We start from the raw sequence: 10,073 nt of genomic DNA on the forward strand, positions 1-10,073 counted from the left end.
CCGCCGGGCCGCGCTCCGGTCCGCTGCGGCAGGGAAGGCTTGCGTCAGGAGGCCAGGGCCGCGTTCTTCCAGGCCGTGGCGGCCGCTTCGACGTCGCCGCGCCGCTCCGCGAGTTCGGCCAGGTGCCGCCAGGCGCGGCAGCGCAGCGGGCCTGCTTCGAGCTGCTGCGTGGATTGCGTGAACAGCTGCTGCGCCTTGCCCCAGAGCTGGCGCCGCAGGCAGGCCATGCCCGAGAGGTACTGCAGGCGCGCATCGCGCGGGTTGGCCTGCTGGGCGGCCTCGATGCGGGCCAGCCAGGTGGGGTCGAGCGCGTCGAGGTTGCCCTCCAGCGCCGCCACCAGCCGGGCGGCGTGCGTGTCGGACAGCGGATCGGCCGCGTCCACCATGCGCTCCCAGGCGGGCAGCAGCCAGGTGCGCACCTGGCCCGGGTCGCCGCCGAGGGCGGTGAGCCGCTGGGCGGCGTGGATCGCGAGTTCGGGCATGGCGCGTTCGGCCGGCTCCAGCGACATCCAGGCTTCCTGCAGTTGCGCCGGATCGTGCGCGCCGTTCAGCAGCTCGATCGCGAGGCCGCGCACGATGCTCTGCGCCGCCACGGGCGAGAAGGCGCGGTGCTTGCCGAGGAGGCGCGCGGTTTCCAGGGCCTCGCGCGTCTGGTGCGACAGGCGCGTGGCCTTGAGGCGCGCGCGCAGCGCGAGCGTGCGCCGGGCCGCGCCCTGGGGCAGGGCGGCGAGGTGTTCGAGCGCGGTGGTCGCGTCGCGCTCGTCGAGCGACCAGCGGGCGGCGCGCAGCTGGGCGCCTTCGCGCAGTTCCAGTTCGCTCATCGGCGCGCGGTCGGGGATGTTGTCCAGCGCATGGCGCAGGTGGGCCTCGCGCGTGGCGCGGTCCTGCAGCGCATGCGAGCTCTCGGCGGCGACGAGGTGCGCCAGCGTGCGCAGCTGGCGGCCGTGGGGCACGGCCTCGCCGGCGGCTTCGAGGGCCGTCTCCTGCGAGAGCGCGGCCATGGCCGCCTTGCGCGAGCGCAGGAAGCGGCCGGCGAGCAGTTGGGAGAGCGCATCGAGCAGCGCGGCGTGCATCGAGCGTTCCTTCTGCTGCACGCGCCAGCGGCGCGCCTGGCCGGGCAGCTCCAGCAGCGCCGAGAGCGCGCGCAGTGCCGCGTATAGCACCGCGAAGCCGCCGAAGAGCAGCAGCAGCACGAAGTTGAGCGACAGGTCGATGCGGTAGGGCGGCCAGAACAGGGTCACGGTGCCCTGGTTGTTGCCCGCGAACAGGGCGGCCGCCACCGCGACGCCGAAAAGTGCCAGGAACCAGAGTGCTGCGCGCATGGGAAAACGGGTTGCTTCTTGTCTTCGGCTCTCAGCGGCCGGCGGCGGCCGTGGACAGCGCGGCGAAGGTTTCGTCCAGCGTGGGCAGGGTGGCGCCCTTCAGGTGCATCTGCGCCTGCTGCAGCACGGTCGCGGCGTTCTGCGTGCGGCGCGCAGCCGGGTCGAAATACTTGCCCAGGGCGCTGCTGGCCGCGGACAGGTCGGCGCGGGCCGAGTCGTACTGGCGCGCCAGGATCGCGAGGCGGGCGTTCATCAGCTGCAGCTTGATGTTCTCGCGCAGGAAAAACGCCTGGTCGGGTGCGATCAGGATGGCCTCGGGGCGGTCGATGCGGGACACGCGCAGCAGCTGGCGCGCCTCGTCGCGCACGACTTCCCAGCCGCGCTGCAGCGTGGCCCGCCACCAGGGCGGCGGGGTGCCGTCCGGGGCCGGGGCGGGTGCGCCCTCGGGCAGCGTGCGGCCCGCGGCGTTCATGCGCCGCGTGGCGGCGGCCTGGGCGACCGCGTTCTGCAGGGGCAGCTCGTCGACCTGGCGCATGAGGTCGTCGAGCCGCGCGAGCAGGCCCGCGGTGTCGGTGACCTGGGCGGCGCCCACGCGTTCCAGGTCGCGGCCGATGGCGCGCGCCACGGGCGCCAGGCGCGGCTGCGCGGCGCGCTCGATGCGCTGGCTGGCGCTCTTGAGCGCGGCGACCACGGGCTCCAGGCTGCCGGTGAGCTGGGCCTGCTGCTGCGCGAGGCGCAGCGCGGATTCGATGTCCACCACGAGGTTCTCGTCGCGCGAGCGCGACAGGCTCTGCATCAGCTCTTCGAGCTGGCTGCGCTGCAGCGCGACTTCGCTCACGCGGGTTTCGTTCACGGCGACGCGTGCGGCCGCGTCGCGCGCCATGTCGAGGGCCTGGTTGGCGAGCGTGCGCGCCTCGATGGATTGCGCGCCGGCGTCGGCCGACTGGCGGGCCAGCTGTTCCTGGATGCCGCCCAGGCGCTGCCACAGCATGACGCTGGTCGCGAGGCCGGCCACGGCGACCACGCCGAGCAGCAGCAGCACGGCGCGCTGCACGCCGGAGGCCGGAGGCGAGGGCGGGGCGGGCGGTGCGGACGGGGCGTGGGAAGGCTCGGAACTCATGGGTGGGATTCTATCGACGCGACCACGTCGTTCAGGGCGGGGCGGCATTGGCGCACGGCCCCGAAACCCGCGTCCTGCGCGGCCTGCGCGATGCGGGGATGGGTGGCGAGCGCCCGCGCCTCCGCCCAGTCCTGCTCCGGCAGCGCCTCCCTCAGGTGGGCCACCGCCTCGGAGCTGCTGAACAGCCAGAGCGAGCCGTCGGCCGCGGCCGTTCGGGCGAGTTCCCGCTGCTCCGCGCTGAGGGGGGGCGCGCCGCGCTCGTAGGCGGCGACGAAATCCGCGTGGCCGCCGGCCGCCGCGATCTGCTGCGCCAGCCATTCGCGGCCCGTGCCCGCGACCGTGTCGGCGCCGTCGCTGCCGGCCTGGGCGCCGCGCACGACGAGGATGCGGTCGCCTGGCCGCACCTGCGGCGCCACCTGCTCCCACAGCGATTCGGAATCGAACTGGGTGGCGTCGGCAGCGGGCCGGTCGATGGCTTCGGCGGGCACGCCGGCCTGCCGCAGCGCCTGGGCGGTGCCCGGGCCGGGGGCCCAGATGCGCGGCAGCAGGGCCGGATCGCCGGCGAACAGCGCGGCGCCGGTGCCCGGCGGATCGAAGAAATGGTGGGCGGCGTTGGTGCTCACGAACATCACCGCGCGCCAGCGGGGCCAGGCCTCGCGCGCCGCCTGCAGGGCCGCGCGGGCCTCGGGACTGGCGCAGCCGCGGATCGCGATGAGGGGCAGGGCCACGGCCTCGATGCCGCGCGCATGCAGGTGCACGACCCACTGGGTGGCGTCGCGTTCCGGCCGGGTGACGATGGCGCGGCGCGGGGCGGCGGGAGTGGGGTCGGAACGGATCACGAAGCGGTGTCTTTCAGGCCGGGATCTGCGCTCCGCTGGCGCGCAGCTGCGCCGCCACGGCGGAGCCGAGCGCCTCGGCCTCGGGCAGGGTGGCGACAGGTGCGGACACCTGCACGCGCACCAGGGGACGCACGCCTTCCGGGTCGCCCCAGGCGCCGTCGAGCCGCAGCGTGCGGCCGCCGTCGGCCCAGCGGCCGTGCGCCGCCAGCGGCACGGAGCAGCTGCCGCCCAGCGCGCGGCTGACGGCGCGCTCGGCCGCCACGCAGAGCCACGTGGCCTGGTGGGCGAGCGGCGCGACGGCCTGCACCAGGTCGTGGCGCTGCGCGCGCACTTCCAGGCCCAGGGCGCCCTGGCCGGCGGCGGGCAGCATCTCGTCGGGCTCGAACACCGCGCGGATGCGGTCCTCCAGGCCCAGGCGCTTGAGGCCCGCGGCGGCGAGCACGATCGCGTCGTACCGGCCTTCGTCCAGCTTGCGCAGCCGGGTGTCGAGGTTCCCGCGCAGCGGCTGGATCACGAGGTCGGGCCGCAGTGCGTGCAGCAGCACCTGCCGGCGCAGGCTGGAGGTGCCCACCACCGCGCCCTGCGGCAGGTCGGCCAGGCGGGCGTAGCGCGGGGAGACGAACGCGTCGCGCGGGTCTTCGCGCTCCATCACGCAGGCCAGCTCGAAACCTTCGGGCAGCTCCATCGGCACGTCCTTGAGGGAATGCACGGCCACGTGGGCGCGGCCTTCCTCGAGGGCGGTCTCCAGCTCCTTCACGAAGAGTCCCTTGCCGCCCACCTTGGAGAGCGTGCGGTCGAGGATCTGGTCGCCCTTGGTGGTCATGCCGAGCAGGTCGACCGCATGGCCGCGCGCGCGCAGCAGCGATTGCACGTGCTCGGCCTGCCAGAGCGCGAGCCGGCTCTCCCGCGTGGCGATGACGATGGAAAGGGGGGCGGAAGGAGCGGAGGACGTGGGGGTGGGGGAGGATGGCATCGCGGTGTTCCGGGCCGTGCGGACGAACGCCGACGGGCCTGTGGGGGATGCTAGCATGCTGCGCCGCAGCACTTGCCCTTCGTGCGCGCGCCTCCAGGAGACCCTCTGCATGAATGCGACGCCTTCCCGCAAGACCCCATCCGCACCCGAACCGGAGGCCTCGCCCTCCGCCGGCCGGCGCGCCGACAAGGACCAGCCGCTGATCCAGGACATCCGCCTGCTCGGGCGCATCCTCGGCGACGTGATCCGCGAGCAGGAGGGCGTGGCCGCCTACGATCTGGTGGAGCAGGTGCGCAAGCTCTCGGTGGCCTTCCGGCGCGACGCCGACCAGGAGGCCGACAAGGCGCTCAAGAAGCTGCTCAAGGGCCTCTCGGGCGACCAGACCGTGAGCGTGATCCGTGCCTTCACCTACTTCAGCCACCTCGCGAACCTGGCCGAGGACCGGCACCACATCCGCCGCCGCACGGTGCACGAACGCGCCGGCAGCGCCCAGGAGGGCAGCATCGAAGTGGCGCTCGCCCGCCTTCGCTGGGCCGGCATCGCGCCGCGCACCGTGGCGCAGACGCTGGCGCGCAGCTACGTGGCGCCGGTGCTCACGGCGCACCCGACCGAAGTGCAGCGCAAGAGCATCCTGGATGCCGAGCGCGACATCGCCGAGCTGCTCGCCGAGCGCGACGAGATCCATGCCCGCGCGCAGCTCTACAAGGCCGCGCGCGACGCGCTCACGCCGCGCGAACTCGCCGCCAACGATGCGCGCCTGCGTGCCCGCGTGGCGCAGCTCTGGCAGACGCGCCTGCTGCGCTATTCCAAGCTCACGGTGGCCGACGAGATCGAGAACGCGCTCTCGTATTACGAATCGACCTTCCTGCGCGAGATCCCCAAGCTCTACGAGGACCTGGAGCGCGCGCTCGGCAGCCATCCGGTGGCGAGCTTCCTGCGCATGGGCCAGTGGATCGGGGGCGACCGCGACGGCAATCCCAACGTCAGCGCCGACACGCTCTCGCTCGCGCTGCGGCGGCAGGCCGAGGTGGCGCTGCGCCACTACCTCACCGAGGTGCACTATCTGGGCGGCGAGCTGTCGCTCTCGGCGCGGCTGGTGCAGGTCTCGCCCGAGATGCAGCAGCTGGCCGAGCGCTCGCCCGACACCAGCGAGCACCGGCAGGACGAGCCCTACCGCCGCGCGCTCACCGGCATCTATGCGCGCCTGGCGGCCACGCTGCGCGAGCTGACGGGCGGCGAGGCCGCGCGCCATGCCGTGGCGCCGCAGAACCCGTATACGGATGCAGGAGAGTTCCTGGCCGACCTGCGCGTGATCGAGGCCTCGCTGCGTTCGCACCGCGGCGCGCCGCTGGCCGCGCAGCGCCTGCACCCGCTGGTGCGCGCGGTGGAGGTGTTCGGCTTCCATCTCGCCACGGTGGACCTGCGCCAGAGTTCCGACCAGCACGAGCGCGTGGTGGCGGAACTGCTGGCCACGGCCAGGGTCGAGGACGACTACGCCGGCCTGCCGGAGCCCGAACGCGAGGCGCTGCTGGTGCGGCTGCTGTGCGACGCGCGGCCGCTGCGGGTGGTGGGCGCCGAATACTCCGACCACACGCGCGGCGAGATCGCGATCTTCGAGACCGCGCGGCGCATGCGCGAGCGGTACGGCGCCCAGGCCATCCGGCACTACATCATCAGCCACACCGAAACCGTGAGCGACCTGCTGGAGGTGCTGCTGCTGCAGAAGGAAGTGGGCCTGATGCACGGCACGCTGGACGCGCCCGACGCGCGCGCCGACCTGATCGTGGTGCCGCTCTTCGAGACCATCGGCGACCTGCGCAACGCCCAGCCGATCATGCGCGCGCTCTACGAGGTGCCGGGTTTCGCCGCGCTGGTGCAGCGCAGCGGGGCCGAGCAGGACATCATGCTCGGCTACTCCGACAGCAACAAGGACGGCGGCATCTTCACCAGCAACTGGGAGCTGTACTGCGCCGAGATCGCGCTCGTGGAACTGTTCGACGCGCTCGAATCGCGCCACCGCATCCGGCTGCGCCTCTTCCATGGCCGCGGCGGCACGGTGGGGCGCGGCGGCGGCCCGAGCTACCAGGCCATCCTCGCGCAGCCGCCCGGCACCGTGCGCGGACAGATCCGGCTCACCGAGCAGGGGGAGGTGATCGCCTCCAAGTACGCCAACCCCGAGATCGGCCGGCGCAATCTGGAGACCCTGGTGGCAGCCACGCTGGAGGCCACGCTGCTGCAGCCCACCAAATCCGCCACGCCGGCCTTCCACGACGCGGCGGCCGAACTCTCCGAGGCCAGCATGGCGGCCTACCGCGCGCTGGTATACGAGACGCCGGGCTTCGCCGACTACTTCTTCAATTCGACGCCGATCCGCGAGATCGCCGAGCTGAACATCGGCTCGCGCCCGGCCTCGCGCAAGCCGAGCCAGAAGATCGAGGACCTGCGTGCTATTCCCTGGGGCTTCAGCTGGGGCCAGTGCCGGCTCACGCTGCCGGGCTGGTACGGCTTCGGCGCCGCGGTGGAGGCCTTCGTGAAAACGCCGGGCGAGAGCCCCAAGGCGCGCATGGCGCTGCTGCAGAAGATGTACCGGCAGTGGCCGTTCTTCCGCACGCTGCTCTCCAACATGGACATGGTGCTCGCCAAGAGCGATTTGGCGCTGGCGTCGCGCTACAGCGAGCTGGTGGCGGACGCGCGCCTGCGCCGCAAGGTGTTCGGCGCGATCGAGGCCGAATGGCAGCGCACCGTGGACGCGCTCGCGCGCATCACCGGCGACCGGCAGCGGCTGGCGCACAACACCGCGCTCGCGCGGTCCATCCGCCACCGCTTCCCCTACATCGATCCGCTGCACCACCTGCAGGTGGAACTGGTGCGCCGCTGGCGCTCCGGCGAGGGCAGCGATCGGGTGCAGACGGGCATCCACATCAGCATCAACGGCATCGCGGCGGGGCTGCGCAACACCGGGTGAGGTGCGTGCGGCACCGGCCCGGCACGGGTCGCGCGGGCCCTCCGGCGGCATGCCCGGGCCTGCTTCTTGCTGAATCCGGTCCGTGGCCTGCGGCGGCGCTGCCGCGGGCGAGTGAACGGAGGCCGGGAAGGCCACGAGGGTGATGGAACCGAAGACGAACACGGCGACGAAGAACACGGCCACGGCCACGGCCACGGCCACGGCCACGGCGGCAGGCGCGGTTCTGCAGGCGCCTGGCGGGCCCGCCGGACCGGGAGCCGCCGGCTGGCTGCGCCGCCTGTGGGCGCAGGACGCTTTCGTCTACAGCCTGCGCGTGTTCATCGCGCTCAGCGGCGCCATGGCGCTGTGCTGGTGGCGCGACCAGGTGGCGCTGGTGACACCGATCTTCCTCGGCATCATCGCGAGCGCGCTGGCCGAGACCGACGACAGCTGGCGCGGGCGCCTGCGCGCCGTGCTGGTGATGCTGGCCTGCTTCGCGCTGGCGGCCAGTTCCGTGCAGCTGCTGCTGCCGCATCCGGCGTGGTTCGTGGCGGGGCTCGCGCTCTCCACCTTCGGCTTCACCATGCTGGGCGCGATCGGCGAGCGGTACCGGGCGATCTCTTCCGCCACGGTGATCCTGGCGCTGTACGCGGCCATCACCGCCTCGCCGGGCAGCGTGGCCGCGCATGCGCCGGCCGGCGGGCCATGGCACGTGCCCGGGCTGCTGCTGGCGGGGGCCGCGTGGTATGCGCTCCTGTCGCTGCTCTGGTGCGCCTTGTTCCCGCACCAGCCGGTGCGCCAGAACCTCGCGCGGCTCTACGACCAGCTGGGCGCCTACCTGCGGCTCAAGGCCAGCCTGTTCGAGCCGGTGCGCGGCGTGGACGTGGAGCGCCGCCGCCTGGCGCTGGCGCAGACCAACGGCCGGCTGGTGGGCGCCCTCAACGCCACCAAGGAAAGCATCTTCAGCCGCTGGGGCGCAGGGGCGCGGGCCACCCTGCCCACGGGCCGCATGCTGCGGCACCTGAACCTGTACTTCCTCGCGCAGGACATTCACGAGCGGGCGAGTTCCTCCCACCACCACTACAACGAATGGGCGGACGTGCTGTTCCACAGCGACGTGCTCTACCGCGCCCAGCGCGTGCTGCAGCTGCAGGGCGTGGACTGTGCGCGCATCGCGCAGGCGCTGCAGATGCACGAGCCCTTCGTGCGCGACGGCGCGGTGGCGCGCGCCATGGGCGACCTGCGCGACGCGATCGCCTACCTGGAGGCCCAGGGCCGCGCCGAGTGGCACCGGCCCCTGCGCAGCCTGCGTGCGCTGGCGCGCAACCTCGCCACGCTCGACGGCCAGCTCGATGCGGCGGCGCACCCGGACGGCGGCGAGCGGGCCGGCGACAGCAGCCTGCTGGACCGCTCCCCGCGCTCGCTGGCCGACGCCTGGGGCCGCGTGCGGGCGCAGCTGCATCCCGGCGCGCCGCTCTTCCGGCACGCCGTGCGGCTCTCGCTGGCGCTGGCGGCGGGCCACGGCATCATGCAGCTCATCGACCCGGTGCACGGCTACTGGATCCCCCTGGCCACGCTGTTCGTCTGCCAGCCCACCTACGGCGCGACGCTCACGCGCGTGTCGCAGCGCATCGCCGGCACGGCCGTGGGCCTGCTCGTGGGCTGGGCGCTGCTGCGGCTCTTCCCGAGCCTGCCGCTGCAGGCGCTGTTCGCGGTGGCGGCGGGCGTGCTGTTCTTCGTCACCCGCACCACGCACTACCTCACGGCCACCGCCGCCATCACGCTGCTGGTGCTGATGTGCTTCAACCAGGCCACCGGCGCGGCGCACGGGCTGATCCTTCCGCGCCTGTGGGACACGATGATCGGCAGCGCGATCGCCGCGGCCGCGATGCTCTGGGTGCTGCCCGACTGGCAGGGCCGCCGGCTCGCCGCCGTGGCGGCCCGGGCCCTGGCCGCCCATGCCCACTACCTGCGCGAGATCCTCTCGCAGTACGCCACCGGCAAGGCCGACGACCTGGATTACCGCCTTGCGCGGCGCAATGCGCACAACGCCGACGCGGCCCTGTCCACCACGCTCTCGCACCTGTTGCAGGAGCCGCGGCACGTGCGCTCGCACTCGCTGGCGGGCATGCGGATGCTGGTGGCCTCGCACACGCTGCTGAGCTATCTCTCGGCGCTGGGCGCGCACCGGGCAAGGCCGGCCGGTGAAGCGGCGGACCTTGCGCAGGAGGCGGGAGGCTACGCGGCGGAGCGGCTGGAAGCCCTGGCGGCGGGGCTGCAGCGGCGGCAGGTGGATTCCGGGGCGGCGGTGGTCGCCGGGGCCGTGGCGGGGGCGGATGGGAATGCGGATGTGGATGTGGATGTGGATGTGGATGCGGATGCCGGCGTGGCCCAGGTGCGGCCACAGGCTCAGAAGCAATCGCAATCGCAATCGCAATCCCAGACGCAATCGCGTGCATTGGCACTGGCCGCGGCGCTGGAGCAGGCGGCGGATGCCGGGGCGCTGCAGGGAGGGGACGGTGCGGTGTCGGCGGAGACGTTGCGCGTGTTGCAGACGCAGGTGGCGCTGGTGTGCCGGCAACTCGGGGTGATCGAGGGGGCGGCGGGGGCGTTGGTGGGGAAGGCGTAACTGGGGTTTTGTTGATTCTTGGTGACGTTGGTTGTTGTGGTGGTTTTGGGCGAGGGTGGTGGGTTTGTTTCCCGGGGCCGGGATGTGCGCCCGGCGGCGCACCTGCTTTCTTTTGCTTCGCCAAAAGAAAGTAGGCAAAGAAAAGGCGACCCTGGTGTCTGCGTCCCCCTTCGCCCCTGGGGGGCGAAGGGGGCAGCCTGTGGTGCTCGGTCGCGGGGCGGCGCCGTGGAACTCGCTTCGCGCTGC

At 73.2% G+C, this 10,073-nt stretch carries 6 protein-coding genes; 2 read left to right on the forward strand and 4 right to left on the reverse strand.

Annotated elements, in window-relative coordinates; all coding sequences use genetic code 11:
- Positions 1–44: 44 nt before the first annotated feature.
- The 4 genes from Q9R47_RS23275 to hemC are packed head-to-tail and all read right to left on the reverse strand — an operon-like array spanning position 45 to position 4,254.
- Entirely contained in the window at positions 45–1,322 is a 1,278-nt protein-coding gene (locus tag Q9R47_RS23275) for a heme biosynthesis HemY N-terminal domain-containing protein (RefSeq protein WP_311235491.1), read from the reverse strand.
- Positions 1,323–1,353: 31 nt separating this feature from the next.
- Complete coding sequence (locus Q9R47_RS23280) at positions 1,354–2,442, reverse strand: uroporphyrinogen-III C-methyltransferase (protein ID WP_311235492.1); 1,089 nt, start codon at positions 2,440–2,442, stop codon at positions 1,354–1,356.
- Entirely contained in the window at positions 2,439–3,278 is an 840-nt protein-coding gene (locus Q9R47_RS23285) for a uroporphyrinogen-III synthase (protein ID WP_311235496.1), read from the reverse strand. The genes Q9R47_RS23280 and Q9R47_RS23285 overlap by 4 nt, the downstream gene beginning before the upstream one ends.
- A 16-nt stretch (positions 3,279–3,294) precedes the next feature.
- Positions 3,295–4,254, reverse strand: coding sequence for a hydroxymethylbilane synthase (gene hemC / locus Q9R47_RS23290; RefSeq protein WP_311235493.1), 960 nt, complete (start codon positions 4,252–4,254; stop codon positions 3,295–3,297).
- A gap of 55 nt (positions 4,255–4,309) precedes the next feature.
- Between hemC and ppc the strand changes: the two genes are divergently transcribed.
- On the forward strand, positions 4,310–7,219 hold the full coding sequence (ppc, locus tag Q9R47_RS23295; protein WP_404977205.1) for a phosphoenolpyruvate carboxylase: 2,910 nt from the start codon (positions 4,310–4,312) through the stop codon (positions 7,217–7,219).
- A gap of 142 nt (positions 7,220–7,361) precedes the next feature.
- Positions 7,362–9,827, forward strand: coding sequence for a YccS family putative transporter (gene yccS, locus Q9R47_RS23300; protein WP_311235495.1), 2,466 nt, complete (start codon positions 7,362–7,364; stop codon positions 9,825–9,827).
- Positions 9,828–10,073: the final 246 nt, after the last annotated feature.

Origin of the sequence: Acidovorax sp. PRC11 (genome assembly GCF_031844105.1) — a bacterium.
Classification (GTDB): Bacteria; Pseudomonadota; Gammaproteobacteria; order Burkholderiales; family Burkholderiaceae_C; genus Paracidovorax.

Coding starts and splice junctions, on each gene's coding strand:
- hemC (WP_311235493.1), bottom strand. CDS start 4,254: ATGCCATCCTCCCCCACCCCCACGTCCTCCGCTCCTTCCGCCCCCCTT.
- ppc (WP_404977205.1), top strand. CDS start 4,310: ATGCTGCGCCGCAGCACTTGCCCTTCGTGCGCGCGCCTCCAGGAGACC.
- Q9R47_RS23280 (WP_311235492.1), bottom strand. CDS start 2,442: ATGAGTTCCGAGCCTTCCCACGCCCCGTCCGCACCGCCCGCCCCGCCC.
- yccS (WP_311235495.1), top strand. CDS start 7,362: ATGGAACCGAAGACGAACACGGCGACGAAGAACACGGCCACGGCCACG.
- Q9R47_RS23275 (WP_311235491.1), bottom strand. CDS start 1,322: ATGCGCGCAGCACTCTGGTTCCTGGCACTTTTCGGCGTCGCGGTGGCG.